The organism is Streptomyces sp. ME19-01-6, from assembly GCF_033793745.1.
In the GTDB taxonomy this organism is placed as follows: Bacteria; Actinomycetota; Actinomycetes; order Streptomycetales; family Streptomycetaceae; genus Streptomyces.
On the sequence record NZ_JARAXF010000027.1, the window covers coordinates 1 to 26,286 of the forward strand.

The 26,286-nt window shown below is 70.4% G+C and carries 23 protein-coding genes; 9 read left to right on the forward strand and 14 right to left on the reverse strand.

Going from position 1 to position 26,286, the window contains the following annotated elements:
* Window positions 1-370: 370 nt before the first annotated feature.
* On the reverse strand, window positions 371-1,168 hold the full coding sequence (locus tag PV419_RS39105) for a putative protein N(5)-glutamine methyltransferase (RefSeq protein ID WP_319697191.1): 798 nt from the start codon (window positions 1,166-1,168) through the stop codon (window positions 371-373).
* Between the two features lie 255 nt (window positions 1,169-1,423).
* On the opposite strand from PV419_RS39105, the gene PV419_RS39110 reads away from it, so the two are divergent.
* The gene (locus PV419_RS39110) at window positions 1,424-2,785 is read left to right on the forward strand and encodes an MFS transporter (protein WP_319697192.1); all 1,362 of its coding nucleotides are present in this window, start codon (window positions 1,424-1,426) and stop codon (window positions 2,783-2,785) included.
* Window positions 2,786-2,901: 116 nt separating this feature from the next.
* On the opposite strand, the gene PV419_RS39115 is transcribed toward PV419_RS39110, so the two are convergent.
* The 4 genes from PV419_RS39115 to PV419_RS39130 all read right to left on the reverse strand — a co-directional run bounded on the left by PV419_RS39115 (window position 2,902) and on the right by PV419_RS39130 (window position 7,484).
* On the reverse strand, window positions 2,902-3,684 hold the full coding sequence (locus PV419_RS39115) for an SDR family oxidoreductase (protein ID WP_319697193.1): 783 nt from the start codon (window positions 3,682-3,684) through the stop codon (window positions 2,902-2,904).
* Window positions 3,681-4,706 (reverse strand): zinc-dependent alcohol dehydrogenase, encoded by a 1,026-nt coding sequence (locus PV419_RS39120; RefSeq protein ID WP_319697195.1) that lies wholly within the window; start codon window positions 4,704-4,706, stop codon window positions 3,681-3,683. Before PV419_RS39120 ends, PV419_RS39115 begins: the two co-directional genes overlap by 4 nt.
* A gap of 60 nt (window positions 4,707-4,766) precedes the next feature.
* Window positions 4,767-6,098: an L-fuconate dehydratase gene (locus PV419_RS39125; RefSeq protein WP_319697197.1), complete on the reverse strand. Its 1,332-nt coding sequence runs from the start codon at window positions 6,096-6,098 to the stop codon at window positions 4,767-4,769.
* A 69-nt stretch (window positions 6,099-6,167) separates the two neighbouring features.
* The gene (locus PV419_RS39130; RefSeq protein ID WP_319697199.1) at window positions 6,168-7,484 is read right to left on the reverse strand and encodes an MFS transporter; all 1,317 of its coding nucleotides are present in this window, start codon (window positions 7,482-7,484) and stop codon (window positions 6,168-6,170) included.
* A gap of 178 nt (window positions 7,485-7,662) precedes the next feature.
* On the opposite strand from PV419_RS39130, the gene PV419_RS39135 reads away from it, so the two are divergent.
* The 3 genes from PV419_RS39135 (at window position 7,663) to PV419_RS39145 (ending at window position 10,232) form a co-directional block, all read left to right on the forward strand.
* Window positions 7,663-8,403 (forward strand): GntR family transcriptional regulator, encoded by a 741-nt coding sequence (locus PV419_RS39135; RefSeq protein WP_319697200.1) that lies wholly within the window; start codon window positions 7,663-7,665, stop codon window positions 8,401-8,403.
* 112 nt (window positions 8,404-8,515) lie between these two features.
* On the forward strand, window positions 8,516-9,586 hold the full coding sequence (locus PV419_RS39140) for a LacI family DNA-binding transcriptional regulator (protein WP_319697201.1): 1,071 nt from the start codon (window positions 8,516-8,518) through the stop codon (window positions 9,584-9,586).
* A 148-nt stretch (window positions 9,587-9,734) separates the two neighbouring features.
* A complete protein-coding gene (locus PV419_RS39145) occupies window positions 9,735-10,232 on the forward strand; it encodes a GNAT family N-acetyltransferase (RefSeq protein WP_319697202.1) in 498 nt (165 codons plus the stop codon).
* Window positions 10,233-10,262: 30 nt separating this feature from the next.
* On the opposite strand, the gene PV419_RS39150 is transcribed toward PV419_RS39145, so the two are convergent.
* Window positions 10,263-12,497, reverse strand: a complete 2,235-nt coding sequence (locus tag PV419_RS39150) for an excinuclease ABC subunit UvrA (protein WP_319697356.1) — start codon at window positions 12,495-12,497, stop codon at window positions 10,263-10,265.
* A gap of 177 nt (window positions 12,498-12,674) precedes the next feature.
* On the opposite strand from PV419_RS39150, the gene PV419_RS39155 reads away from it, so the two are divergent.
* Window positions 12,675-13,466, forward strand: coding sequence for a TetR/AcrR family transcriptional regulator (locus PV419_RS39155; protein WP_319697204.1), 792 nt, complete (start codon window positions 12,675-12,677; stop codon window positions 13,464-13,466).
* Here the strand turns inward: PV419_RS39155 and PV419_RS39160 are convergent.
* Window positions 13,463-14,305 (reverse strand): sulfite exporter TauE/SafE family protein, encoded by an 843-nt coding sequence (locus tag PV419_RS39160; protein ID WP_319697205.1) that lies wholly within the window; start codon window positions 14,303-14,305, stop codon window positions 13,463-13,465. The genes PV419_RS39155 and PV419_RS39160 overlap by 4 nt on opposite strands.
* A 228-nt stretch (window positions 14,306-14,533) precedes the next feature.
* Here PV419_RS39160 and PV419_RS39165 point away from each other — a divergent pair, with 228 nt between their 5' ends.
* Window positions 14,534-16,222: a TlrC/CarA/OleB/SrmB family ABC-F type ribosomal protection protein gene (locus PV419_RS39165; RefSeq protein ID WP_319697206.1), complete on the forward strand. Its 1,689-nt coding sequence runs from the start codon at window positions 14,534-14,536 to the stop codon at window positions 16,220-16,222.
* Between the two features lie 12 nt (window positions 16,223-16,234).
* On the opposite strand, the gene PV419_RS39170 is transcribed toward PV419_RS39165, so the two are convergent.
* Both PV419_RS39170 and PV419_RS39175 read right to left on the reverse strand, forming a co-directional pair.
* Window positions 16,235-17,131 (reverse strand): sigma-70 family RNA polymerase sigma factor, encoded by an 897-nt coding sequence (locus PV419_RS39170; protein WP_319697207.1) that lies wholly within the window; start codon window positions 17,129-17,131, stop codon window positions 16,235-16,237.
* 80 nt (window positions 17,132-17,211) lie between these two features.
* Window positions 17,212-17,760: a MarR family winged helix-turn-helix transcriptional regulator gene (locus PV419_RS39175; protein WP_319697209.1), complete on the reverse strand. Its 549-nt coding sequence runs from the start codon at window positions 17,758-17,760 to the stop codon at window positions 17,212-17,214.
* Window positions 17,761-17,824: 64 nt separating this feature from the next.
* On the opposite strand from PV419_RS39175, the gene PV419_RS39180 reads away from it, so the two are divergent.
* Window positions 17,825-18,553 carry an SDR family oxidoreductase gene (locus tag PV419_RS39180; protein ID WP_319697211.1) on the forward strand — a complete coding sequence of 243 codons (729 nt, stop codon included), beginning with the start codon at window positions 17,825-17,827 and terminating at the stop codon, window positions 18,551-18,553.
* An 18-nt stretch (window positions 18,554-18,571) separates the two neighbouring features.
* Here PV419_RS39180 and PV419_RS39185 read toward each other — a convergent pair whose 3' ends face one another.
* A complete protein-coding gene (locus PV419_RS39185; RefSeq protein ID WP_319697212.1) occupies window positions 18,572-18,982 on the reverse strand; it encodes a VOC family protein in 411 nt (136 codons plus the stop codon).
* A gap of 70 nt (window positions 18,983-19,052) precedes the next feature.
* Here PV419_RS39185 and PV419_RS39190 point away from each other — a divergent pair, with 70 nt between their 5' ends.
* Complete coding sequence (locus PV419_RS39190) at window positions 19,053-20,141, forward strand: helix-turn-helix transcriptional regulator (protein WP_319697213.1); 1,089 nt, start codon at window positions 19,053-19,055, stop codon at window positions 20,139-20,141.
* On the opposite strand, the gene PV419_RS39195 is transcribed toward PV419_RS39190, so the two are convergent.
* From PV419_RS39195 to PV419_RS39210, 4 genes are all read right to left on the reverse strand, one after another.
* Window positions 20,022-20,993 carry an antibiotic biosynthesis monooxygenase gene (locus PV419_RS39195; protein WP_319697214.1) on the reverse strand — a complete coding sequence of 324 codons (972 nt, stop codon included), beginning with the start codon at window positions 20,991-20,993 and terminating at the stop codon, window positions 20,022-20,024. The two genes, PV419_RS39190 and PV419_RS39195, sit on opposite strands and share 120 nt — an antisense overlap.
* A complete protein-coding gene (locus PV419_RS39200; protein WP_319697215.1) occupies window positions 20,990-23,716 on the reverse strand; it encodes a molybdopterin-dependent oxidoreductase in 2,727 nt (908 codons plus the stop codon). The genes PV419_RS39195 and PV419_RS39200 overlap by 4 nt, the downstream gene beginning before the upstream one ends.
* Window positions 23,713-24,540 carry an FAD binding domain-containing protein gene (locus tag PV419_RS39205; protein WP_319697216.1) on the reverse strand — a complete coding sequence of 276 codons (828 nt, stop codon included), beginning with the start codon at window positions 24,538-24,540 and terminating at the stop codon, window positions 23,713-23,715. The genes PV419_RS39200 and PV419_RS39205 overlap by 4 nt, the downstream gene beginning before the upstream one ends.
* A gap of 90 nt (window positions 24,541-24,630) precedes the next feature.
* The gene (locus PV419_RS39210; protein ID WP_319697218.1) at window positions 24,631-25,566 is read right to left on the reverse strand and encodes an oxidoreductase; all 936 of its coding nucleotides are present in this window, start codon (window positions 25,564-25,566) and stop codon (window positions 24,631-24,633) included.
* 81 nt (window positions 25,567-25,647) lie between these two features.
* Here PV419_RS39210 and PV419_RS39215 point away from each other — a divergent pair, with 81 nt between their 5' ends.
* A complete protein-coding gene (locus tag PV419_RS39215) occupies window positions 25,648-26,238 on the forward strand; it encodes a TetR/AcrR family transcriptional regulator (RefSeq protein WP_319697219.1) in 591 nt (196 codons plus the stop codon).
* Window positions 26,239-26,286: the final 48 nt, after the last annotated feature.

Here is a 26,286-nt window from a genome sequence, read left to right on the forward strand (position 1 = left end):
TCCAGCGACATCTCTCGGCCCTCCCGCCCACGACCACAACAACCATGGGGGACCAACGACCCAGCCCTGCTCGAATCACGTATTCCTCAGCAGAGTCCTGAAGGCCGGGGCATCCTCCGGGAATCCCGGTGCATTCTCCTCGGAGTGGTGAGGGATCGGACGCGCCTGTCCGGCGAATCGGGAAATCCGCCTTCGGCGTTCGCCGTTCGCCGTTCACCATGGTGCGTCTCAATCGCGGTCACTCGTCACGGTGTCAGGCCGGAAGAAGGGGGCCATGCGCCTCCGTCCGCAATCGCTTGACGTGAGTCCACAGCGCCGGTCCGCCGGCGCGGCCCCGGCCGCGCCGGCGGACACCTCGCGGACAGGCGGATCAGTCCGTGGCGGGCCTGGTACCGATGACGACGGTCGCGCTCAGCTCCTCGCACCCGGCGACCCGCGCGTTCAGCCCGTGCCGGGCGAAGGTCTCGGCGGTGTGCGGTGCCTGACGCTCGCTGGTCTCGACCAGCAGATGGCCGCCGGGCGCCAGCCACTGGGCCGCCCCGGCGAGCACCCGCCGCTGGACGTCGAGCCCGTCCGCGCCGCCGTCCAGCGCGACGCGCGGCTCGTGGTCGCGGGCCTCCGGGGGCAGCAGGCGGATGGCGTCGGTGGGTACGTAGGGGGCGTTGGCGACCAGGACGTCGACGCGGCCGCGCAGCGCGGCGGGCAGCGGCTCGTAGAGGTCACCCTCGTACACCCGGCCCGCCCCGGCGGGGATGTTGCGCCGCGCGCACCGCACCGCGGCGGGCTCGATGTCGACCGCGTACAGCTCGATCGGGGCCAGGGCCGCGCCCAGCGCGGCGCCCACCGCGCCCGAGCCGCAGCACAGGTCGACGACGACGGACCCGGGCCGGGCCAGGCCGACGGCCTGGTCGACGAGGAACTCGGTGCGCCGGCGGGGTACGAAGACGCCGGGGTCCACGGCTATCCGCAGACCGTGGAACTCCGCCCAGCCGAGGACGTGTTCCAGCGGCAGCCCCGCCACGCGCCGGTCGACCATGGCGGCGAGTTCATCGGGGGTGCGGGCCGTGGTGGCGAGCAGTCGCGCCTCGTCCTCGGCGAAGACACAGCCGACGGCCCGGAGCCTGGTGACGATGGCGGAGAGGGGGAGAAGTGACGGTGAGACCGACATGGGAGCCTTTCGGAACGCCTCTGGGCGCTCCCGCGGTCACCTATCCCTGAGGGACCGCACGGCCGTGAGATGAGAGCACCCGACCTGACACAGCGGTAATGGGTCTCACCTCCTCGGTCGTTCACTACTGAAGCCGCGATCACTTTACCCGAGGCGGCCGGTGGCGCAAGCGTGTGCGAGGGCCGCCCCGAGCAGCGCACCCTGTCCCGTGGCAAATGCCTTGACGGGCAGAATGTTAGCGGTAACACTCCCGTCGTGGACAAGCCTCCGAGCACGCCCCCGCTCCCCCGACCCGACGACCGGACCCCGCTGTTCAGCCGCGCCGCCGTGGTCGCGTCCTGCGTGGGCTTCATCCTGATCGGCGCGCTGCAGGCCCTCTACGGACCGTCGATCCCCGCCTTCCGCGACGAGTACGGTCTGACGCCCTCCACCGCGGGTCTCGGCCTGAGCGCCCACTTCGTGGGGGGCGTCGCGGGCGTCCTCGTCTTCGACCGGCTCTTCGGCCGCGCCGATGCCGCCGCCCGGATCGGCAACCGCAAGCTGCTGGGCGGCTCGTACCTGCTGATGGCCGTCGGCGCGGCCGGTTTCGCCCTCGCCCCCGCATGGCCCGCCGCGCTCGCCATGGCGCTGGTGGCGGGCCTCGGCTTCGGCGGCATCGACTACGGGCTGAACCAGCTGTTCGCCGTCGGGTTCGGGCGCCGCAGCACCGCCATGCTCAACGTCCTCAACGCCCACTTCGGCATCGGCGCGATCCTCGGCCCGGCGCTGATCGGCCTGGTCGGGGCGGAGCACTACACCGCCGTCTTCCTCGGCTTCGCCGTGCTGACCCTGCCGCTGTTGCTGTGCCTGGCCGGGGTGCGGGACGAGGCTCCCCCGCACGCGGCGGACGGCGAGGGCGACCACGACGAGGCCACGGGAGTGGACGACGCACACGCGCTGCGGGCGCGGGCGCGGTCCCGCAGCCTGGCCACCGTGCTGGGCGCCTTCGTCCTCCTCTACGTCCTGCACGTCGGCATCGAGGCGGGCGTCGGCGGCTGGGAGCCCACCCACCTGGAGACCGTCGGCTACGGCGCGACCGCCGCCGCCTCCGCGACCTCCGTCTACTGGCTGATGATGACCGTCGGCCGCTTCCTGGTCGCGCCCCTCGCGCTGCGCTGGCCAGCCCGGTCGATCATCGTGGTCAGCTGTGCGGGCATGACCGCCTGTCTGCTGCTCGCCACGGTGCCCGCACTGGCCCCGTACGCGTACGCGGGCGTCGGCCTGTTCATCGCGCCGATCTTCCCGACCGGCCTGCCCTGGCTGAACGACGCGGCCCCGCGCGCCCGCCGGGCCGGGGCGCTGGTCATCGCGGCGTCCATGGTCGGCGGCGTGGCCGCGGGCCCGGCGCTCGGCAAGGCCATCGAACTGTCCGGCATCCGGGCCGTGCCGCTCATCCTGGCCGCGGTCTCGGCGATCTGCCTGGCCACGACGGTCTGGCTGATCCGTGCCACCGCCACGCGCCCGGCAGCCGCCGACGCGCGTTCCATCGCTGCCGACGCGGGCGCGGCCACCACCGCCGGACCGTCCCCCGAGCCGGTCCGCCCGGCACCCGGCGACCGGGTACGCGAGAAGTCGTAGCGCGGCCGGGCCGGTGAACCCGGCGGGCAGGCCTGCCCGCCCGCCGGGAACGCCATGTCACCCAGACCCCGCGGTCTCGCACACTCGCGGTTTCTCGGTCGGCGGCCGGGGCGTCGTCAACGGCCCAGCCATCCCCCGTCGACCGGCAGCACCACGCCCGACACATAGTCCGACGCGGCACTGGCGAGGAACACCGTGGCCCCGGCGATGTCCTCGGGCCGTCCCCACCGGCCGGCGGGGATGCGCTCCACGATCGCGCGGTGCCGTTCGGGGTCCTCGCGGAGCGCCTGGGTGTTGTCGGTGGCGATGTAACCCGGGGCGATGGCGTTGACGCCGATCCCGTGCGCCGCCCATTCGTTGGCCAGCGCCTTGGTGAGCCCGGCGATGCCGGACTTCGCCGCCGCGTAGCCGGGCACGGTGATACCACCCTGGAAGCTCAGCAGCGACGCGGTGAAGATGACCTTTCCCTTGCGACCCCCGGCGATCATGGCCTTGGCCACCTCGCGGGTGAGCACGAACGGGGCGTTGAGATCGACCTCGACCACGCGGTCCCACAGCTCGTCCGGGTGCTCGGCGGCCGGGGCCCGCTCGATCGTCCCGGCGTTGTTCACCAGGATGTCCACGGGCCGTTCGAGGGCGGCGAGCTCGGCTCCGAGCGCGCGGACCGCCGCCCGGTCGGCGAAGTCGACCCGGCGGGCGGTGAACGTCCGCCCATGGGCCTCGACGGCCGCCGCCACCGCGCTGCCCTGGGATTCGAGGGTGGCGCTCACCCCCAGGATGTCCGCTCCGGCCGCGGCGAGGGCCTCGGCCATCGCCTTGCCGATGCCACGCCTGGCGCCGGTGACGACCGCGAGCTTGCCGGTCAGATCGAAGGGGTTCGCCATCGTCGTCCCCGTCATCGCCCCACCGCCTGGCAGTCGACCAGGACCTTCATGTCCTTGCCCGCGGACAGCCGGTCGAACGCGTCCGCCACCTGCGTCAGGGGCACGGTGCCGGTGATCAGCCGATCGGCCGGGACGACGCCGTCGGCCAGCATGGTCACGGCCGTCTCGAAGTCCTGCCGCTGGTAGACCCGGGCACCGAGGATGGTCAGCTCACGCCAGAAGACCCGCTGCAGATCCACCGGGCGGGGCTGGGGGTGGATGGCCACGATGACCAGCCGCCCCCGGACCCGGGCCAGTGAGGTGGCGCCGAGCACTGCCGCCGCGGAGCCGGAGACCTCGAACACCACGTCCGCCCCAGCACCCGCCGTCCACTCCTCGACCAGGGCGTCCTGGTCGCCGGCGCCCGGGTCGAGGACCTCGAATCCGAGGTCGGCCACCATCGCCCGGCGCTCCTGGTCCACCTCCGCGACGAGGACCTGGGCCCCGGCGTGCCGGGCCGCCACCGCGATGAGAACGCCGATCGGGCCGCCCCCGACGACCACCGCCTTCTCCCTGGGCCTGACGTCCGCGCGCCGCACGTCGTGGACCGCCACGGCCACCGGCTCGACGAGCGCCGCGTGGTCGAGGGGGAGCGTGTCGGGCAGGCGGACCAGCACCTCCTGGGGGACGTTCCACCGGGTCTGCAGCGATCCGGGCGAGTCGATCCCGATGAAGTCGAGGTGGTGGCAGATGTGCTGGTGCCCCGCGGCGCAGGCGGGGCACGCGCCGCACCAGGCGAGCGGCATCACGCTGACCGGGTCACCGGCCGCCCAGCCCTCGACCCCCTGCCCGACGGCGGCGATCCGGCCGGACATCTCGTGCCCGATCACGGCCGGGAGCGTGACCCGCGCGTCCATGTGGCCGTGCAGGATGTGCAGATCCGTGCCGCAGATCCCGGTGAAGGCCACCTCCACTTGGACGTGGCCCGCCGGCGGCGGGTCCACCGTGGCCGGTCCGACGCTGATGGTGTTGTTGCCGACATACCGTGCTGCGTGCATCCGTGGGAGCCCTTCGGTGTTCTCTGCGTGGCTGGTGAGCTGGACTGGTGGGCCGGGTCCTCAGCGGACCGCCTGTGCCGCGGCCGCCTCCGCGGCGCGTCCCGCCCAGTACGCGCCGTCGGGAAACGCGTACTCGGCGAGCGAGGCGTCGTACATCCGGGCGCTGTAGCCGGGCTGCCGGGGCAGCGCATACGCGCCGTCGCGGACGACGCAGGGGTCCACGAAGTGCTCGTGCAGATGGTCGACGAACTCCGTGACGCGCCCTTCGAGGCTTCCCGAGACGGCCACGAAGTCGAACACCGACAGGTGCTGGACAAGTTCGCACAGTCCCACCCCACCGGCGTGCGGGCACACCGGCACCCCGAACTTGGCCGCCATGAACAGGACGGCCAGCACCTCGTTGACGCTGGCCAGGCGGCAGGCGTCCAGCTGGCAGTAGTCGATGGCCTCGGCCTGGAAGAGCTGCTTGAACAGCACTCGGTTCATTCCGTGTTCCCCGGTGGCCACTCCGATGGGCGCCACCGCCTTGCGCACCCGGGCGTGCCCGAGGATGTCGTCGGGGCTGGTGGGCTCCTCGATCCACAGCGGCTCGAACTCGGCGAGAGCGCGGACCCATTCGATGGCCTCGGGGACGTCCCAGACCTGGTTGGCGTCGATCATCAGCTGCGCGTCCGCGCCGATGACCTCCCGGGCGATCGCGCACCGCCGGACGTCGTCGGACAGCTTCCCGCCGACCTTCAGCTTGACGTGGCGGTAGCCCGCGTCGACGGCCTCCTGGCACAAGGCCCTCAGCTTGTCGTCGGAGTAGCCGAGCCATCCGGCGGAGGTGGTGTAGCAGGGGTAGCCCGTCTTCTCGAGCTGCTCGACGCGCTCCTCGCGGGTGTCCGCCAGCCGCGTCAGGAGTGCGATCGCCTCGTCACGGGTGATGGCATCCGTCAGGTAGCGCAGGTCGGCGGCGTCGACCAGTTCCTCCGGGGTCATCCGTGCCAGCAGCTGCCACAGGGGAAGTCCGGCCCGGCGGGCGGCGAGGTCCCAGACCGCGTTCATGACCGCCGCGAGAGCCAGGTGGACCACTCCCTTCTCGGGGCCGAGCCACCGCAGCTGCGAGTCGGACTGCAACTCGCGGTAGATGGCGCCGAGATCGGAGGTGAGCTCTTCGACGCCGCGCCCCACCAGCGGGCGGGCCCGCTGCTCGGCCGCGGCGACACACAGGTCGTTCCCCCGCCCGATGGTGAAGGTGAACCCGTAACCGGAGAGCTCCGGGTCATCGGTGCGCAGCACGACGTACGTCGCCGAGTAGTCACCGTCCTTGTTCATCGCGTCGGAGCCGTCGGCCGTCAGCGAGGTGGGGAAGCGGACGTCGAGGACGTCCACGGCGGTGATCGTGGTCATGGTGCTCCCTGGATGGATGGGTGGGGGTGTGGGTTGCGGTCGGGTGCGGAACTGAGGTTGTCCGTACGGTCAGCGGGGCTTGACCTCCAAGGGCCGGACCCGGCCCAGCAGGAGGAGGTAGTTGAGCGCCCCCAGCAGCGCCAGGCAGCCGATCACCACCAGCGGCGCGACGAAGGAACCCGTCCGGTCGACCATCACCCCGACGAGGATGGGCGTGAGGATCCCGGCGAAGTTGGAGGCGAAATTCTGGATCCCGCCGATCATCCCGACGTGGCGGGAGCTGGGCGCGACATCGGCCGGGAGCGACCAGATGCCGGTGCCCGCGACCGTCAGGCTGGAGTAGGCGACGGACAGCAGTGCCAGCGCCATCCACGCCTGGGGGACGAGGGCGGCGACCATGATGACCGATCCGCCGGTGAGTCCTCCGACGATGGTGACCTTGCGCACCCGGTTGACGCTGTGCCCGCGGCGGACGGCGCGGTCCGCGGCGAGGCCGCCGAGCCATCCGGAGACGACGGCGCAGATGCCCGGGATGGCTCCGTAGAAGCCGAGTTGCAGCAGGTCGAAGCCGCGCTCGCTGACCAGGTAGCTGGGGAAGAAGGTGATGAAGAAGTAGATGACGCTGTTCAGGCAGAAGAAGCCGAGCATCATGCTGAGCACGGTGCGGTACCGGAAGAGGGAGCGCCAGCTGAGGGCGACGGCCTCCTCGTCGTCGTTCGCCTCCCCGCGGGCACCGCCGGACTCGATGTACTCGACCTCCGCCTCGCTGCAGCCGGGGTGTTCCCGCGGGCTGCGGTAGACCCGCCACCACACCAGCGCCCAGAGAAGCCCGACGCAGCCGATCACGAGGAACACGGTGTGCCATGAGGTGAGCGCCACGATGAGGGTCACGATCGGAAGGGCGATCACAGCCCCGACGCGCGAGCCGGAGTCCCAGACGCTGGTGGCGAACGCCCTCTCCCGTACCGGGAACCAGGTGGCCACCACCTTCGCGGAGGTGCTCGGCGCCGGGCTCTCCCCGACGCCGAGAAGGAACCGGACCGTGATCAGACTCCAGAAGCCCCGGGCCAGTGCGGTGGCCATGGTGAAGACCGACCAGCAGATGGCCGCGATGGTGAAGGACCGGCGGGGGCCGACCTTGTCGACGTACCAGCCGGCCACCAGCTGGAAGAAGTCGTAGGCCCAGAAGAAGGCGGCGAAGACCAGACCCTGCTGAGTGCCGGAAAGATGGAAGTCCTCGCCCATGAAAGGCAGGGCGACGCTGAGGCTGGAGCGGTCGAGGTAGTTGATGGCCAACCCGGCGAACGCCAGCCAGATGATGAGCCACCTCGTCCGGGTGGCGGCCCGCGGCGGGCGCACCGCGGGTTGAACACGTGCAGAAGTCACAGGACCGTCCTTCGGACATCGACGCTGATGTATAGGGTCCGACTGGCCTCTATAGACTTAAGTCAGATTCTATATGGGCGTCAATGCCTTCAGCCGGTCCGATCTCTCCATGGGCCCGGGGGACGGACGGTTACGATCGCGACCCAGACGTTCCGAAGCCCCGACCGACGAGGTGTGCGTGCCACCCAAGACAACGGCCAAGCCCGCTGCGACCGAGGTCTACTCCAAACTGCGCGCCTCGATCATGGAGGGCGAGATCCCGCCCGACACGCGGATCAACACCGTCGCCCTCGCCCGGGATCTCGGCGTCTCGCAGACACCGGTACGGGAGGCCCTGCAGCGGCTCGAGGGCGACAACCTGATCACCTATCAGCCGGGCCGGGGCTACAGCACCACACCGCTGCTCGACCTCACCGGCCTGCGCGCGCTGTTCGAGTTCCGCCTGCTGGTCGAGCCGTGGGCGGCGCGGGCGGCGGCGGTCGACCGGCTGAGCAACCCCGGCACCGCCCTGGACCGCGAGCTGGCCGCCTTCGAGCGTGTCCTGGAACAGCGCCGGGACGGCGACCGGGCCGCCGGCCTCAAGGACGTCCGTCAGCATCTGGTGGCCCACGACGCCGCGTTCCACGCGGCGATCCTCCGCGCGTCCGACAACGTGGTGGTGGAGCAGGCGTACCAGCAGACGCACTGCCATCTGCACACCTTCCGCCTGTACCCGGAGGACATCGACACCGCCAACACGGTCGTCGAACACCGGCGGATCAGCGAGGCGATCAGCGGGTGCGAGCCGGACCTGGCGGAGGAGGCCATGGCCCACCACATCCGGACCGCGTACGAGAGGTTCGCGAAGGCGTTCGCCGACGAGCGGACGGTGGGCCCGCCGTCCCCCCTCGATGTACCGTCGAGGCGCCTCCTGCCCTGACAGGCCGCCGCCGCCCGCCCCGCCCCGCCCTGGCCGCCGTCCGGCGGCCGCCACAGGAGCCCGGGGCCTAGGCTGTAGAGGCAAACGCAGCAGGCAGGAAGGAAGGCCCGGTATGGCGGAGCCCGCCCGGACCAGGCGCCGCCGAAGCACGGCCGGTTCCCGGGTTCTGATGGCGGACGTCGCCCGGCTCGCGGGGGTGTCCGGCCAGACCGTCTCGCGGGTGCTCAACGATCACCCGAAGGTCCGGGAGGAGACCCGCGAGCGGGTGCGGGCCGCCATGCGGGAGCTGGGCTACCGCCCGACCGCCAGCGCCCGGACGCTGGCCAGCGGCCGCAGCCGGATGCTCGGCGTGATCTCCTTCGACGCGACCCGCTTCGGCCCGGCCGCCACCTTGGCGGGCATCAACGAGGCGGCTCAGTCGGCCGGTTACCTGGTCAGTACGATCGCGCTGACCGCCACCGACCAGGCGTCCGTGGCGGGCGCGCTGGACCGGCTGCTCGGCGAGGGCGCGGACGGCGTGATCGCCATCGCGCCGCAGCGCTCGGTGAGCCAGGCCCTGGTCGAGTCGGGCCACGACATTCCGCTGGTCACCCTCGACAAGAGCTTCGGGGAGCGGGTCCCGGTCGTCGCCGGGGACTCGGCGTCCGGCGCCCGCCAGGCCACCGAGCATCTGCTGCGTCTGGGCCACCGCACCGTCTGGCATATCGCGGGCCCCGTCGGCTGGATCGCGGCGGAGGCGCGCGTCGACGGCTGGCGGGCGGCCCTGAAGGACGCCGGGGCCGTCGCGCCCGAGCCGCTGACCGGCGACTGGAGCGCGGACTGTGGCTATGAGCTGGGCCGCCGGATGGCCGAGCGCCCGGAGGTCACCGCGGTCTTCGTGTCCAACGACCAGATGGCGGTGGGCGTGCTGCGCGCGCTGCACGAGGCCGGGCGCCGGGTGCCCGAGGACGTGAGCGTGGTCGGCTACGACGACATCCCCGAGGCCGCGCATCTGCTGCCGCCGCTGACCACCGTCCGTACGGACTTCGCCGAGGTCGGCCGCCGCTGCCTGGCCCTGATGCTGGACCAGCTCCACCGGGCACCCGAGCCCGGGGTCCGCGTGGACATCCCCACCGAGCTGGTCGTCCGCCGCAGCACCGGCCCGGCCCCCGCTGGAGCCGGGGAGCGTCGTGCCAGGGTGTGACACGGCCCTCGTCCGGGCCCGCGGGCTGTGGACGGGAGCGCACCCGGAACGGGTGCCGAAGGACATGATCACCCGTGTCGACGATCCCCTCGATCGAAACACCGGCGCTGACGCCGTGCGGACCCCCGGGCCCCGTATGCTCCTGGGCATGATCACGGTCAGGTTGGAGCGGCTCCGGGCGGACCACGCGTCGGCGCTGTTGGCTTTCGAGCGAGAGAACCGGGAGTACTTCGCGCGGTCCATCCCGGACCGGGGCGACACGTATTTCACGGAGTTCCCCTCCCTTCACCGCCTCCGGCTCGACGAGCAGGAGGCCGGTGTGTGCCACTTCCATGTGGTCCTGGACGAGGCGGGAGAGCTGGTCGGCCGGGTGAATCTCGTGGATGTCCAGGACGGCTCCGCCGACCTCGGCTACCGCGTCGGCGAGCGGGCAGCGGGCCGGGGTGTCGCGACGGCCGCGGTGGCGGAGGTGTGCCGGCTGGCCGCGGGGTCGTACGGGCTCTCGGCCCTCACGGCGGCCGCCACGCTCGACAACCCTGCCTCCACGGCCGTGCTCCGACGCAGCGGGTTCACGGCCGTGGAGGACATCGAGCTCAGCGGGCGCCCCGCGGTCCGTTACCGGCTCCGGCTCACCGCCCCTCGCTGACCACGCCGCACACCTCGCACACCGCGCGCGTCACGCCCCCACGTACTCCCGCAGATGGCGGGCGGTCAGCGTGTCCGCGCTGGCCACGAGGGCGGCGGGGGTGCCGGTGAACACCACCTGCCCGCCGTCGTGGCCGCCGCCGGGGCCGAGGTCGACGAGCCAGTCGGCGTGGGCCATCACGGCTTGGTGGTGTTCGATGACGATGACCGTGTTGCCGTCGTCGACCAGGCGGTCCAGGAGGGCCAGCAGCTTGTCGACGTCGGCCATGTGCAGTCCGGTGGTCGGCTCGTCCAGGATGTACGTCGAGGACTTCTCGGCCATGTGGATGGCCAGCTTGAGGCGCTGGCGCTCGCCGCCGGAGAGGGTGTTCAGCGGCTGGCCGAGCCGCAGATAGCTCAGCCCGACGTCCACCAGCCGCCCCAGGAGGACGTGCGCCTGCCCCGAGGGGAAGAACGCGTGCGCCTCCGCCACCGACATGCCCAGCACCTCGCTGATGTTCCTGCCGCGCAGCGTGTACGTGAGCACCTCGGGCGTGAACCGCTTGCCCTCGCACTTCTCACACACCGAGGCCACCCCGGCCATCATCGCCAGGTCGGTGTAGATGAGCCCGATGCCGTTGCAGTTGGGGCAGGCGCCCTCCGAATTGGCACTGAACAGCGCCGCCTTGACGCCGTTGGCCTTGGCGAAGGCGGTGCGGATCGGGCCCAGCAGCCCGGTGTACGTGGCCGGGTTGGAGCGGCGCGAGCCGCGGATGGGCGACTGGTCGGCCACCACCACCCCGTCCCGCCCGGCCAGATAGCCGTGGATCAGCGAGCTCTTGCCCGAGCCGGCCACGCCGGTGACCACGGTCAGCACCCCGGTCGGGATGTCCACGTCGACGCTCTTCAGGTTGTGCAGGTCCGCGCCCTTGATGGTCAGCTGCCCGCGCGGGGTGCGCACCGCCTCGCGCAGCCGCGTCCGGTGTTCCAGGTGGCGCCCGGTGAGGGTGGCGGAGGCGCGCAGCCCGGCGACGTCCCCGCTGAAGCAGATCTCGCCGCCGCCCGTGCCCGCCCCGGGGCCGAGGTCCACGACATGGTCGGCGATCGCGATCACCTCGGGCTTGTGCTCGACGACCAGCACCGTGTTGCCCTTGTCGCGCAGCCGCAGCAGCAGGTCGTTCATCCGCTGGATGTCATGGGGGTGCAGCCCGACGGTCGGCTCGTCGAAGACGTAGGTCACATCGGTCAGGCTGGAGCCGAGGTGGCGCACCATCTTGACCCGCTGCGCCTCGCCGCCGGAGAGGGTGGCGGAGGGGCGGTCGAGGCTCAGATAGCCGAGCCCGATCTCGACGAGCGACTCCAGCAGCTGCCGCAGATTGCCCAGCAGCGGGGCCACCGACGCGTCGTCGATGCCGCGTATGAACTCGGCGAGGTCGCTGATCTGCATGGCGGAGCACTGGGCGATGTTGACCTCACCGATCGTGGAGGACAGCGCGGCGGCGCTCAGCCGGGTGCCGCCGCAGTCCGGGCAGTCGGCGAAGACGACGGCCCGGTCCACGAAGGCGCGGATGTGGGCCTGCATGGATTCGCGGTCCTTGGAGAGGTAGAGCCGCTGGATCTTGGTGACGAGCCCTTCGTAGGTGAGGTTGTTGGACCCGATCTTGATCTTGGTGGACTCCTTGTGGAGGAAGTCCGCCCACTCCTGCTCGGTGAAGTCCTTGAGCTTCTTGTCCGGGTCGTAGAGTCCGGAGTGGGCCATCACCTGCCAGTACCAGGTGTCCACGCCGAAGTTCGGGACGGTGATCGCCCCTTCGTTCAGCGAGAGTTCGCGGTCCACCAGCTGGTCGACGTCGATCTTCGAGACCTGGCCGAGCCCCTCGCAGGCCGGACACATGCCCTCGGGGCTGTTGAAGCTGAAGGCGGACGAGGTTCCGATGTGCGGGGTGCCGAGCCGGCTGAAGACGATCCGCAGCATGGTGTACGCGTCGGTGGCGGTGCCCACGGTGGAGCGCGAGTTGGCGCCGATCCGCTCCTGGTCGACGACGATCGCGGCGCTCAGGTTGTGCAGCCCGTCCACGTCGGGGCGGCTCAGGCTCGGCATGAAAGACTGGATGAAGGCCGTGTACGTCTCGTTGATCAGGCGCTGCGACTCGGCGGCGATGGTGCCGAAGACCAGCGAGGACTTCCCCGATCCGGACACTCCGGTGAAGACCGTGAGCCTACGCTTGGGGATGTCCAGGGAGACGTCCTTGAGGTTGTTCGCCCGGGCTCCGCGGACCTGGATCACATGATGGCTGTCGGCCGGGCGGGGTTCGGACGTGGCGTTCACGGCTACTCCTCCTGGAACACTGCATGGCCTGCATATCGCTGTACGATGTACTCTATACGATGTACGGAGTAGACGTACGGAGCAGATCGGGTCCGCGGAGGAGCGCGGCAGGGCAAGGAACGGTGAACAGGGCACATGGCCAAGGAACGCAGCGGCGCCGGCGACCCGGCCCGCACCCTGGAACTGCTGTGGCGCGAGCCCGCCCCCGCGGACGCGCCACCCCGCCGCGGCCCCAAACAGGGCCTCAGCGTCGACGCCGTCGTCCAGGCCGCCATCGCGCTCGCCGACTCCGGCGGCCTGGAGGCGCTGACCATGCGCGGCGTGGCCCAGCGGCTCGGCGTCACGCCGATGACCCTCTACACGTACGTCCCCGGCAAGGCCGAACTGCTGGACCTCATGCTGGACACCGCCTATCTGGAGATGGAGCACACCGCCTGTTCGGGTCGACCGGCCGCCGCCCCCTGGCGCGCCAGGGTCGAGGCCATCGCCCGCGAGAACCTGGAGCTGTGCCGCCGCCACCCCTGGGTGGCGACCCTGCCCGCCACCCGCCCGCCGCTCGGCCCCGGGATCATCGCCAAGTACGAGCACGAGCTGGCCGCCTTCGAGGGCCTGGGCCTGGACGACATCGAGATCGACGCCGCGCTCACCTTCCTGCTCGACTTCGTCCGCTCGGTGGCCCGCGCCGAGCTGGACGCACAGGCGGCCGGCCGGGAAAGCGCGATGTCCGACGCACAGTGGTGGGAGGCCCACGCGCCCCTGCTGGCCAAGGTCTTCGACGCCGAGCGGTATCCCCTCGCGGCCCGGGTGGGCAGCGCCGCGGGCGAGGCCCACCAGAGCGCGTACAACCCCGAATACGCCTTCCGCTTCGGCCTGGCGCGGGCCCTGGACGGCCTCGCCGCGCTCATCGAGTCACGAGCGGCCTCTTAACCACGCAGCAGCAGTTGGAGGCCGCCCAGCAGGGTGGCCGCGAGCACCAGCTGTTCAAAGAGCCGCTGGTTGATCCGGTCCAGGACCGCCTTGCCGAGGAACGCCCCGGGTACGACGAACAGGGCCAGGCCCGCGTCCAGCAGCAGCGAGTGTCCGTCGATCAGGCCGAGGCCGACGCTGAAGGGCACCTTGGCGACGTTGACGATCAGGAAGAACCACGCCGAGGTGCCCAGGAAACCGAGCTTCCGGAAGCCCGCGGAGAGCAGATACAGCGACATGACGGGGCCGCCCGCGTTGGCCACCATGGTGGTGAAGCCGCCGAGCACCCCGTACGACCCGGCCTTGAGCCGCGCGCCGCCCTGCCGCTCCCCCGCCTCTTTCCCCACGTCCCCCGCTTTTCGCGCTTCCCCAGCTTTTCCCGCTTCCCCAGCTTCCCCTGCTTTCTGTGCTTTCTGTGCTTTCTGTGCTTTCGCGGCCGCGCGCCGACGCCACACCGTGACCCCGGCCATCAGCAGCAGAATCGCCCCGATCGAGGTGCGCACCGCGGCGTCGTCGGCCCACAGCATGAACACCGTGCCCGCCACCACCCCGGCGGCCACCGCGGGGAACAGCCGCACCAGCGTGGTCCAGTCGGCGTGGCGGCGATAGGTGTAAACGGCGAACACGTCGCCGACGATGAGCAGCGGGAGCAGTACCCCGGTCGACTCGCGGGCCGGCAGTACGGCAGCGAAGACCGCGAGGCTGACGGTGTTGGCGCCGCTGACGGCGGTTTTCGAGAAGCCGACCAGCGTCGCTGCCCCGGCGAGCGCGACGAATTCCCAGAGAGTGATGGTGTCCATGCCAGGAGCTCATGCTAAGCCCCCGCCGTTCGGGGCCACCAGGCGGCTGTCTCCCACCCGGCGAATCGGCGGCCGAAAATGGCGTGTGAGGGTGCCGCCTCCCGGGGTACGGTGCTGCACATGGGTTCTCTGTGACAGTCCCCGCGCGACCGCGTTGAGCTTGGCTCCGCCGTCGCGCGTTCTGATCGGCATGGCCGAGAGCAATCACCGAGAACAGGGGACTCTTCCATGGTTGCCGCACAACTATCACTTCAGAACATCACCCGCCGCTACGACGACCACGTGGTGCTGGACGACGTGTCCTTCACCGTCAAGCCGGGCGAGAAGGCCGGAATCATCGGCGACAACGGGGCCGGGAAATCCACCCTGCTGAGGCTCCTCGCCGGGCAGGACCTGCCCGACAACGGCGAGCTGACCGTGGTCGCGCCGGGCGGCGTCGGCCATCTCGCCCAGTCTCTGGAGCTGCCGCCCGAGGCCAGTGTCCAAGACGCCGTCGACGTGGCCCTCGCCGATCTGCGCGATCTCGAATCGCGGCTGCGCCATGCCGAGGCCGGGCTGCGGGGCCTCGCGGGCGCGGAGCTCACGGCCGGGCTGGACACCTATGCCGGGCTGGTCGCCCGGTACGAGGCGCGCGGCGGATACGAGGCGGATACCCGGGTGGACATCGCCCTGCACGGGCTCGGCCTGCCGGGTCTGGACCGCGGCAGGACGCTCGGCACGCTGTCCGGTGGCGAGCGGTCGCGGCTGGCGCTGGCCGCCACCTTGGCGTCGCGGCCGGAGCTGCTGTTGCTGGACGAGCCGACCAACGATCTGGACGACTCGGCCGTGGCCTGGCTGGAGGCGCACCTGCGGGCGCATCCCGGCACCGTGCTCGCGGTCACCCATGACCGGGTGTTCCTGGAGCGGGTCACCACCACGATCCTGGAAGTCGGCGAGGGCAAGGTGTCGCGCTACGGCGACGGTTACGACGGCTATCTCGCCGCGAAGGCCGCCGAGCGCCGACGCCGACTGCGGGAATACGAGGACTGGTGTGCCGAGCTGGCCCGCAACGAGAAGCTGGCCGCCTCGAATGTGGCCCGCCTTGACGCGATCCCCCGCAAAGTGCCGCTCGCCGTGTTCGGCCATGGCGGCTTCCGTACCCGTGGCCGGGGCCACGGTGCGATGGTCCGCATCCGCAACGCCAAGGAACGCGTCGAGCGCCTCACCGGCAATCCCGTCGCCCCGCCGCCCGACCCGCTGGTGTTCGCCGCCCGCATCACCACCTCCGACGACCGGACGCCGCAGGTGGCGGCCGAACTCACCGGCGTCCGCGTCGGGGACCGGCTGTGTGTGCCGTCGCTGCGGCTCGGAGGCGCGGAGCGGCTGCTGATCACCGGGCCCAACGGAGCGGGCAAGACGACGCTCATGCGGGTTCTGTCCGGCGAACTGCACCCGGAAGCCGGAACGGTGCACACCCACGGTCGCATCGCCCACCTGCGGCAGGAGGCCGCCCCGTGGCCACCCGACCTGACCGTGCCGCAGGCCTTCGCCCACGGCCGGGCGGGCGACCTGGACGACCACACCGACACCCTCCTCTCGCTCGGCCTCTTCAGCCCGGCCGACCTGCGGCTGAAGGTGGGCGAGCTGTCCTACGGGCAACGGCGCCGCATCGAGCTGGCCCGCCTGGTGACCGACCCCGCCGACCTGCTGTTGCTCGACGAGCCCACCAACCACCTCTCCCCCGCCCTGGTCGAAGAGCTGGAAGGAGCCCTGACGAGCTACTCGGGCGCGGTCGTCATCGTCACCCACGACCGCCGCATCCGAACCCGCTTCACCGGTACCCACCTGGAGCTGCGCACCGGCCGCATCACGCGGCTCCAGGAGGTCGCGCCCGCGGCGGACCCGCGCTCACCGTCGGCGGCGCCGAGCGGCAAGTGATCACGATACGGATCAGCCGCCCAGCACGCTGACGTCGATCCGCGCGAGGCGCTCGGGGTCGGTGAGGATGTCGAGGGCCGTGATCCGGCCGCCGCGGATCGTGAACGCCATGACCGACATCACGCGGCCCTCCGCGAACGCGACCACCCCGGGCGAGCCGTTGACCAGCGCCGCGTGCCCGGCCTCCGCGAACCGCGCGAAGGTGATCGCCTGCGAGGCCACATCCGCCGCGCCACGCCGCAGCAGGCTCGGCCGCAGCGTGCCGCCGTCGGAGCGCGCCACGACGTCGGGGTCGAGGACGGCGAGGAGCGCGTCGAAGTCGCCGCCGCGCGAGGCGGCGAGGAAGGCGTCCACGACCTCGCGCCTGCGCGCGAGGTCGGTGTCCGCCGCGGGCGCGGCCCCCTCCACCCGGCGGCGGGCGCGGCTGGCGAGCTGCCGGGTGGACGCGGAGGTGCGGCCCAGGACGGGGGCGATCTCGTCGAAGGGCACGGCGAACAGGTCGTGCAGGACGAACGCGAGCCGCTCGGCGGGTGAAAGGGTCTGCAGCACGATCATGAGGGCGATGCCCACCGAGTCGGCGACCAACATCTCCTGCTCGGGATCCACCCCGCCCGGACCGCTGACCACCGGATCGGGCAGCCGGATCTGACCGTCCTCCTGGTCCTGCAGCGGCTCCTCACGCCGCGCACCGCGGGAGCGCAGCATGTCCAGACACACCCGGCCCGCCACGGTGGTCAGCCAACCACCCAGGTTCCGCACCTCGGAGACATCGGAGCGGCTCAGCTTCAGCCAGGTCTCCTGAACGGCGTCGTCCGCCTCGTTGAGCGAACCCAGCATGCGGTAGGCCACCGCGCGCAGATGGGAGCGGTGCTCCTCGAACCGCCCGGCCAGAAGTTCTGTCTCGCTCACCCGTCACATCCTCGCGGTTCGGGTCCGTCAGTGCCTGTGCCGGACCCTATCCGTCCGGCAGGGCCCGGCCGACGCCCCGGTCACTCTCCCGAGGCTTCCAGCCGCCGTCTGACATCGACCGTCAGCTTGTCCAGCAGACCGATCAGCAGCCCCCGCTCCTCCCCCGAGAAGCCCGCCACCAGCCGGGCCTCGCGCCCCAGCACCTCGTCGACGGAGCGCTCGATGAGCGCGTGGCCCTGGTCGGTCAGGGACACCAGCACACTGCGCCGCCCCGTTCCGCCCGGGGCGCGCCGTACCAGCCCCTCGCGTTCGGCTCGCGCCACGCGCTGGGAGATGGCACCCGCGGTGACCAGTGTCCGGCGGCTGATCTCCCGGGTGGTGAGCGCGTACGGGGGTCCGGAGCGGCGGATCACCGAGAGGAGGTCGAGGGTGGCGGCATCGATGCCCGCCGCGCGCAGGGCCCTGGCGCGGTCGTCGTCGAAGAGTTTCGCCAGCCGCCAGATGGGGGTGACGATCTCGATCGACTCGGTCGGGGCGCCGGGGCGTTCGCGCCGCCAGGCGGCGGCGATCTCCGCCACCGGGTAGGGCTCCGGCGGCTGTTCCGGGGACGCGGTGTCGTCGTCGGCCATTTGCGGACTCCCCTTCGATCCCCCTACGTTTAGATCTAAACGTAGCAGCTGGAAGGAGCCACCCATGCCCCGCACCGTGCTCATCACCGGAGGAACCAGCGGCATCGGCCTGGCCGCCGCCGCCCGGTTCGCCGCCGACGGCGCGGACGTCACCGTCACCGGGCGCCGCCAGGAGACCGTCGAACGAGCGGCCAAGGAGCTCGGCGTCCACGGCGTCGTCTGCGACGCGACCGAACCCCGCCAGATCGAGGCGCTGACCGCCCGCCTCGGTGACACCCGCGGCACTCTCGACGTTCTCGTCAACGCGGCGGGCGGCCTGCCCCGCGCGGCCACCGATGACGGTTCGCCACTCGACGAGGTCAGGGCCCAATGGGAAGCCAACTGGGCGCAGAACCTGATGACGGCCGTTCTGACCACCACCGCCGTCCGGGAAAGGATGGCGCCCGGCGGAACAGTCACCAGCATCGGCTCCATCGGCGCCGAACGGGGCGGCGGTGGCTACGGCGCGGCCAAGGCCGCGCTCGCCGCCTGGAACGCCTTCCTGTCCGCCGAACTCGGCCCACATGGCGTCACGGCCAACGTGATCTCGGCCGGGTACGTGGAGAACACCAACTTCTTCGGCGACCGACTGACCCGCGAGCGCCACGACGCCCTCGTCGCCGAGACTCACAACAAGCGCCCCGGCACCCCGCAGGACATCGCCGAGACCGTCTTCTTCCTCGCCTCCCCGGGCGCCCGGCACATCACCGGCCAGACGATCCACGTCAACGGGGGCGCCTACACGACCCGCTAGCCACCGGCCGACCCATTCCTATGACCCCAGAACATCCAGGTAATGCTGGTTGTACATCACTCCGAGGGTGTTCCCGAAGGGGTCGACCACGGACGCGGTGACGAACCCGGGCCCGCGCTCGACCGGCTTCTCGTGCACCGTGGCCCCCAGGGACAGCAGCCGCTCGAAGGCGGCCTGCACATCGTCCACGTGCCAGTAGACCACCGCGCCCCCGGCCTCGCCCTCGCCCGACCGGCCGGGCAAGGCGAACCGTCGGTCGACAATGCCGAGTTCGTGCTGGTAGTCACCGATGCGGAACTCGACGTACGCGGGCACGCCCTCGATCGGGCGCACGAAGTACGGCTCGAAGCCGAGCAGCTCGGTGTACCAGCTCTGGGCAGCAGCGACATCGTCGGCGAAAAAGGTGACGGTGGTGAGTCCGCGCAGCATGGGGGTTCTTCTCCTTCAATCGGTGATGTGACCATCCTCCGACTTGAAGTGCTCACCAATTGAGCACTTTATGATCGAGGCTGAAGACATGCGCGCCGACCGCCTCATCGCCACCCTTCTGTTCCTGCAGGCCCGCGGCCGGGTGACCGCCGCCGAGCTCGCCGACGAGCTGGAGGTGTCCGTGGCCACCGCCCGCCGCGACCTGGAGGCACTGTCCGCGGCGGGCGTTCCCGTATACCCCCAGCCCGGACGCGGCGGCGGCTGGTCGCTCGTCGGAGGCGCCCGCACCGACCTCAGCGGACTGTCGGCCACCGAGGCGCAGGCGTTGTTCCTGCTCGTCGGCCCGGCCGCGGCGGTCTCGGCCAAGGCCAAGGCGGCGCTGCGCAAGCTCGTACGGGCGCTGCCGCAGACCTTCCGCGCCGACGCCGCGGCCGCCGCCGACGCCACCATGACCGACCCCGCCCGCTGGGGCGAGCGGGAACGCCGGCGGCCCGAGCTGGTCGAGCGGCTGCAGGCCGCCGTGGTCAGCCGCCGGAAGGTCCGGCTGACCTACGACAACCACGCCCGGAAGCGGACCAGCAGGCTGGTCGATCCGTGGGGCCTGGTCGACAAGGACGACACCTGGTACCTGATCGCCGGAACCGAACGAGGGCAGCGAACCTTCCGGGTCGACCGGATCGTCGCGGCCGAGCCCACCGACCAGCCCGCCGAGCGCCCCGACGACTTCACGCTCGCCACCGCGTGGCAACGGGTCGTCGGCGAGGTGGAGCAGCGGCGTTCACACACCTGGGCCACCGTGCTCATCGAGGCCCGGCACGTGTCGGTACTGCGCAACCACTTCGGGCGACACTGTCACCTCGACGCCGAACTCGACGACGGACGCGCTCGGGTCCGCATCGCCGCACCGACCCCGCTGGACATCGCCAGGCACCTCGCCGGCTGGGGCGCGCTGATCGACGTACTCGAACCACCCGCCGTCCAGGCCGAACTGGCACGGATCGGCGCCGAACTCGCCGAGCGCTACGCGGTCGGCCGTGGGTCAGGGCAGCGTCCAGATCTGGGTCGTCACGACGTAGAAGACAACGCCCCAGAAGGCGGTCACCGCGGCGACGATGCCGAGGCCGACGAGGTTGGTCTTCGCCGCCGATTCGTCCGGTGACGGCCTCAGCCACCGCTTGAGCAGCCGGTTCACGTAGTAGGGCATCGTCAGGAAGCTCATGATGAAGCTGGACAGCAGGTTGCCCACCAGCAGCCCGAGCCAGAGCCGCATCTTCAGCGGCGACAGGGCGAGCGTCAGCAGCACAACGGTCGGGTACAGGCCGACCCACACCGCGATGGCGGTTTTGGTTTCCGAGGGCGGCGGGGCGTCGTTGCCGTTCCCTTCGAAGGCGAACCAGCTGCCGAACGAGTTGTCGATCGTGCGCAGTTTGAAGTCGTTGAACTTCTGGCCTTCAGCGAGAAGTTTCTGCCGTCTGGGTGACGTCAGCCAGGTGTCGAGGTGCTCGGCGTTGTCGAATCGGTACAGCGTGGTCCATTCGTCCTGAAGTCCCTCGATGGGGCGGAAGAGCTCGGTTCCGCGAAAGCCTTCGAATGCGCTCTCCTCCTGGTTCATGTGGCGCTGCCAGTCGAGGAATTCGTCGACCTGGTTCGGGTGGACGCGATGGGTGACCACGACGGTCACCAGAGGGTCTCTTGGCTGCGTGCAGCCGCTGACCACCTGCTGGGTTGCGGGGCCGTCAAAGTATTTGCTGCCGATATCGAGATGACTCTGTCTGGTCGCCCCGTTCATCCACGCTTGCAGATGGGCTATCGAGTCGAATCGGTATACGACAACCCATTCGGGTTGCAGGGGTGTGGGCCGGGAGATCTCGTCACCGAGGTACCCGGGGTATTCGGCGGCAGCCGCGTTGACGCCCTTCTGCCATGCCTCGTACTCCCGCTCAAGGCCGGGCAGAACCTTCAGGCCGATGATGACCGTCGCCGCGGCGTCTTCGAGCTTTTCGGTGTTCATTCGCTCGGTCCCTCGGCGCCGGCCTGGTCTTCGTTGAGCCGGCTGTAAATCCGTTCGGGCGTGAGCGGCAGCGCGCGGTAGCGGACGCCCGTGGCGTCGTGGAGGGCGTTCGCCAGCGCGGGGGCCACCGGGTTGATACAGCATTCCGCGATCCCTTTCGACCGCAGGGGACCGACGGAGTCCGCCGAGTCCGCCAGGAGCACGTCGGTGCGGGGGATGTCAGCGTAGGCGGGGATGCGGTAGTTGCGCAGGTTCGGGTTGGCCATGGCACCGTCCGCGTCGACGTGGTGGTTCTCGGTCAGTGTGAAGCCGATGCCCTGGGCGACACCGCCTTCCACCTGTCCCCGTACCTGCGCGGGGTTGATGACCACGGCGGCGTCGGTCGCCTGGACGCTGTGAAGGATACGGATCTCTCCCGTCACCTGGTGGACGGCGATGCGGAAGCCCTGCGTATTGGAGGTGACGCTCCGGGGTGAGCCGTAGGCCTTGCGGGCGGCGGTGAATCGAACTCCGCGCGCTCGGGCCAATGCGACGAGCTCGGCCAACGACACGCGCTGGTCGCCGCAGACGACACCCTCCTCGTCCAGCGAGCACCTCGCGGGATGGACACCCAGGTGCGCGGCGGCCAAGTCCAGTATGCGGTCGCGCACGGCGTTGGCCGCTCGGAGTACCGCGTTGCCCGCCACGAAAAGGCCCGCACTCGCAAAGGCGCCGGTGTCGAATCCCGTGCGGTCGGTGTCGGCTTGCACCAGGCGAATCCGCGACGGCGTCGTGCCCAGCTGGTTGGCCGCGATCTGGACATGCGCGGTCGACGTGCCCTCGCCGAATTCGACGGTGCCGACGGCCAACTCGTACATGAGGTCGTTGCCCAGCGTGACCCAGGCCTCGGAGATGTGTTCGGTCGGTGGCGCGGTCTCGTGCACGGAACTCGCGACGCCGATCCCGACGAGCCAGCCGGACCCGGGGGGCGGCTCATCGGCCGTACGGGCCATGGCGTCGTCCACGAGATCGATGCACTTCGCGAGTCCGTCCTCGGCGAATACCACGTCGTCGGGGCCTTCGTGCATGGCGACGAGCGGATCACCCGGTCGCACGATATTGCACCGTCGCAGTTCGAGCGGATCGATGCGCAGTGTGCGTGCCAGTTCGTCCATCGCCGATTCCACGGCGAACGCCGGTTGGGTCATCCCGTAACCGCGCAGTGCCCCGCTGGGAATGGTGTTGGTGTAGACGGAGAACGCGTCGTACTTTTTGTTGGGGCAGCGGTAGATCATGACGGCAGCGCCGCCCGCATACAGCGTTTCGCCGCCGTGGTTGCCGTAGGCGCCCGTGTTCGACACATTGCGGACCTGGAACGCCGTGAGTGTTCCGTCCTCCTTCGCGCCGAGCTTGACCGTCAACGTCATCGGATGCCGTGGCGAAGCGGTGGTGAACTCCTCCTCGCGGGTGTACTCGAAGCAGACGGGCCGCCCGGTGTCCAGGGTGGCGAGCGCGACCAGATCCTCCGAGATGACTTCCTGTTTGCCGCCGAAGCCTCCGCCGACGCGTTTGCAGAACACCCGGAGCTGGTCCGGGCGCAGCGCGAAGAGATAGGCGAGTTTTCCTTTTGCGACCGACGGCGACTGCGAACTGGTGCGGACGTTCAGACGGCCGTCGTCCATCCAGGCAATGGAGCCGTGGGTCTCGAGATGCGCGTGTTGCACTCGCGGTGAGGAGTACGTGCCTTCGTGGATCACATCGGCTTCGGCGAACCCCGCGTCGATATCGCCGATATGCGAATGGATCTCGAACAAGATGTTGTGGACGGGATCGCGGACGAATGGATCGTGCGTGCCATGCAGCTGTGGCGCCCCGTCGGCCATCGCCTCTTCGGGGTCGAATACCGCCGGCATCACCTCGTATTCCACGTCGACCCTTCGGCAGCCCTCTTCCGCCGCCCGCACCGTGTCGGCCAAAACCGCAACGACGCGTTGGCCGACGAAGCGGACCGTGTTGTCGAGGATGAAGGTGTCGTCCGGATCGACGAGATGGTCGGTGTGGATCGCCGTGGTGAAACGCTTGCGGGGCACATCTTCCCAGGTGTAGACCCGGTGCACACCGGGAACCGCGAGCGCGGCGGTCTTGTCGATCGAGACGATCCGGGCATGCGCGTGCGGTGAGTGCACCACCTTGAGGTGCAGCATGCCTTCGATATGGGTGTCCATGGTGAACTCGGCACGACCGGTTACCACGTCGTCGGCTGCCGGGGCACTGACGCTCGTCCCGACGGCCTTTCCCGGCGCGGCTGTCTCCACGCCGGCGACGCCCTTCACGGCATCCTCGATCCCTCGATAGCCGGTGCAGCGGCAGAGGTTGCCTTTCAATGCCTGCGGCAAGTCCTCCTTCTGGGCCTCGGTGAACGCTGCCGACGTCATGATCATCCCGGCGGTGCAGAAACCGCATTGGAACCCCGGGGCATCACGGAACTGTCGCTGCATGGGATGCAGATCGCCGGGTGAGCCGATGCCCTCGATCGTCGTCACCTCACGACCCTCCGCGCGATAGGCAGGGGTGATGCAGCTGTGTACCGGATCGCCGTCCAACCACACCGTGCATGCGCCGCAATCGCCTGCGTCGCAACCCTTTTTGACGCCATGGTGGCCGAGTGCGCGGAGGAAAGTGCGCAGGCACTGTCCGGGGGCTGGTTCTTCGTCGAAGCTCTTGCCGTTCACGATATATGTCATGCCGGGCCCCCGGCCATGAGTTCGCGACGAATCTCCTCGGCGAAGTGCTTGGTCAGGTGGCGACGGTGGTCGGGGGTCCCGTTGGGGTCGGCGAACCAGACGTCTTCGGGGATGACGTCGATGCTCTGCTGTAGCGTTCGGGCATCGGGCATGGTGTCGAAAGCGATGCGCACAGGCCGTGTCGTGCCGGCTGTGACGGTGAGCACCAGGTCACTCGTTCCCGGAGTTTGAGTGCCGATGAGGAATACCGTCGAACGACCCAGGCGGGTCAGCGTGAACCGGCGGTGCGCGGCGCGTTTTCTCAGGGCGCGCGCCGGAATGTCGATGCGCCGCAAGACTTCCCCGGGGGTGAGAATGTTCCGGTTGTCGCCAGTCACGAAGTCGAGGGCGTCGACGGTGCGCGCTGACCCGTCAGGAGCCCACAACTCGTACGTCGCCTCGAGTGCGACCGTCAGCGTGATCATCGGGCCGGCGGGCAACGACATGCAGATGTTGCCGCCGACGGTCGCCGCGTTCCAGACCTTGAACGAGGACAGGAACGCCTCGCAGCTTTTCGTGAAAAGGGTGCCCGCGATCCCATCACCCGACAGAGCAAAGGCGTACAGGTCGCGGATGGTGCACGTTGCGCCGATTTCGAGGCCCGCGTCGCTCGGGACGAGAGGATCCCAGCGCAACGCCGTCAGGTCGATCAGGCGGCGCAGGCCCGGCTGCTCCGCGGAAAACAGCCACGTTCCGCCCGCGAGCCAAGTGTCGCTTTCGCGCCAGTCCGCGCCTGGCCTGCCGGAGGGCCGCCGGACGACTTCGGTGATGGTGTTGAGGTCCATCGGAACTGACCTCCCTCACGGCGATATTCGTGCGACGACCGCCTACCGAACTCGCTGGGAAATATCAATTATATCGCTGAACGTGCCGGCCTACCTCGCCAGGTCCGCGCCCAGCCGCTCGGGGAACGTGACGCCGGTCAGCTCCTCCGACACGGTCCACAGGCGGCGCGCCGTTTCCGGGTCGCCGGCCGCCGGGGACCGGCCGACCAGCGTCGGGGCGCCGCGCAACTCGGCGAGGCCGTCCGGTCCGACGTAGGCGGCGCCGGGCAGATCCTGGACCGTGGCATACAGCGTCGGCAGCGCGCCCGCCTTGCTGTCCTGCGCGAAGAACCGGTTGCCCACCCGCATGGCCGTGCGGCGCAGGAAGCTGGCGTCACCGCCCTGCAGGTTGGTGGCGGCCCAGCCGGGGTGCGCGGCCAGGGCGCGCACGCGGGAGCCGGCCGCGGTCAGGCGGCGCTGGAGTTCCAGGGTGAACAGGAGGTTGGCCAGCTTGGACTGGCTGTAGGCGCGCATCGGGGAGTACTCGCCCGTCAGGTTCAGGTTCTCGAAACGGATGTGATTGCCGCTCGGCATCCGGTGGGCGCCGGAGGAGACCGTCACCACGCGGTCGGTGATATGCGGCAGCAGCAGGTTGGTCAGCGCGAAGTGGCCGAGGTGGTTGGTGCCGAACTGCAGCTCGAAGCCGTCCTTGGTGGTGGCCTCCGCGACGTTCATGACACCGGCATTGTTGATCAACAGATCGAGGTCGCCCTGCCAGCCGGCGGCGAACCTGCGGACCGAGGCGAGGTCGGCCAGGTCGAGAGGGCGTATCTCCAGGGTGCCGGGCGTGCCGGTGACGGTCGCGGCGGCGGCCTCGCCGCGGCGGGTGTCCCGTACGGCGAGCACGACGTGGGCACCGGCCCGCGCGAGGGCGTCGACCGTGGCGATGCCCAGGCCGCTGTTGGCTCCGGTGACCACGGCGGTCCGGCCGGTCAGGTCAGGGAGGCGGGTTTCGTTCCAGGGGGGTGTGTTCAGGGTCTTCGACATGCGACCAATGTAGTCATCGCAAACAATGATGTCAACGACAACAATGTAGGCGCTGGTCACACCGCGGATAGACTGATGGGCATGAAGACCCGCCCGTACCACCACGGAGACCTCCGCGCCGCACTGCTGACGCGCGCCGAGCAGACACTGCGCGACAAGGGCCCGGGGGCGCTGTCGCTGCGGGAGCTGGCCCGCGACACAGGGGTCAGCCACGCCGCGCCCAGCCGCCACTTCAAGGACAAGCAGGCGCTGCTGGACGCGCTGGCCCTGGAGGGATTCGACCGCTTGCTGGGGGCGCTGACCACGGCGCGGGACGAGTCGGGCGGGGCCTTCGCCGACCGGCTGGACGCGATCGCGCGCGCCTATGTGGACTTCGCCACCGGCAACGCGGTCCTGCTGGAGCTCATGTACTCGGTCAAACACGAACCGGATGCGTCCAAGGAGCTGATCGCGTGCTCGCAGCGGCTGGCGGCGCTCGCCACGGAGCTGATCGAGGACGGGCAGCGCCGGGGCGAGGTGCGCGCGGGGCCGGTGGGGAGCATCACCCTGCCGACCATGGCCGCGCTACACGGCTTCGCCACCCTGGCGGCGAACGGCACGCTCCCCGCCGAAGATGTCGAGCAGGGCCTGGACGACACCATCGCGTTCGTCCTGCGGGGCTGCGTGACGTAGAGACAGCCCGGCGCTCGACAACACCGCGCCTCTTGGCAGTCCCCTGAA

Bases quoted from the DNA above. Each gene is read 5' to 3' on its own strand.
- PV419_RS39105 (WP_319697191.1), bottom strand. From the start codon at position 1,168: ATGTCGGTCTCACCGTCACTTCTCCCCCTCTCCGCCATCGTCACCAGG.
- PV419_RS39115 (WP_319697193.1), bottom strand. From the start codon at position 3,684: ATGACGGGGACGACGATGGCGAACCCCTTCGATCTGACCGGCAAGCTC.
- PV419_RS39120 (WP_319697195.1), bottom strand. From the start codon at position 4,706: ATGCACGCAGCACGGTATGTCGGCAACAACACCATCAGCGTCGGACCG.
- PV419_RS39125 (WP_319697197.1), bottom strand. From the start codon at position 6,098: ATGACCACGATCACCGCCGTGGACGTCCTCGACGTCCGCTTCCCCACC.
- PV419_RS39140 (WP_319697201.1), top strand. From the start codon at position 8,516: ATGGCGGAGCCCGCCCGGACCAGGCGCCGCCGAAGCACGGCCGGTTCC.
- PV419_RS39145 (WP_319697202.1), top strand. From the start codon at position 9,735: ATGATCACGGTCAGGTTGGAGCGGCTCCGGGCGGACCACGCGTCGGCG.
- PV419_RS39155 (WP_319697204.1), top strand. From the start codon at position 12,675: ATGGCCAAGGAACGCAGCGGCGCCGGCGACCCGGCCCGCACCCTGGAA.
- PV419_RS39160 (WP_319697205.1), bottom strand. From the start codon at position 14,305: ATGGACACCATCACTCTCTGGGAATTCGTCGCGCTCGCCGGGGCAGCG.
- PV419_RS39165 (WP_319697206.1), top strand. From the start codon at position 14,534: ATGGTTGCCGCACAACTATCACTTCAGAACATCACCCGCCGCTACGAC.
- PV419_RS39175 (WP_319697209.1), bottom strand. From the start codon at position 17,760: ATGGCCGACGACGACACCGCGTCCCCGGAACAGCCGCCGGAGCCCTAC.
- PV419_RS39180 (WP_319697211.1), top strand. From the start codon at position 17,825: ATGCCCCGCACCGTGCTCATCACCGGAGGAACCAGCGGCATCGGCCTG.
- PV419_RS39185 (WP_319697212.1), bottom strand. From the start codon at position 18,982: ATGCTGCGCGGACTCACCACCGTCACCTTTTTCGCCGACGATGTCGCT.
- PV419_RS39190 (WP_319697213.1), top strand. From the start codon at position 19,053: ATGATCGAGGCTGAAGACATGCGCGCCGACCGCCTCATCGCCACCCTT.
- PV419_RS39195 (WP_319697214.1), bottom strand. From the start codon at position 20,993: ATGAACACCGAAAAGCTCGAAGACGCCGCGGCGACGGTCATCATCGGC.
- PV419_RS39200 (WP_319697215.1), bottom strand. From the start codon at position 23,716: ATGACATATATCGTGAACGGCAAGAGCTTCGACGAAGAACCAGCCCCC.
- PV419_RS39205 (WP_319697216.1), bottom strand. From the start codon at position 24,540: ATGGACCTCAACACCATCACCGAAGTCGTCCGGCGGCCCTCCGGCAGG.
- PV419_RS39210 (WP_319697218.1), bottom strand. From the start codon at position 25,566: ATGTCGAAGACCCTGAACACACCCCCCTGGAACGAAACCCGCCTCCCT.
- PV419_RS39215 (WP_319697219.1), top strand. From the start codon at position 25,648: ATGAAGACCCGCCCGTACCACCACGGAGACCTCCGCGCCGCACTGCTG.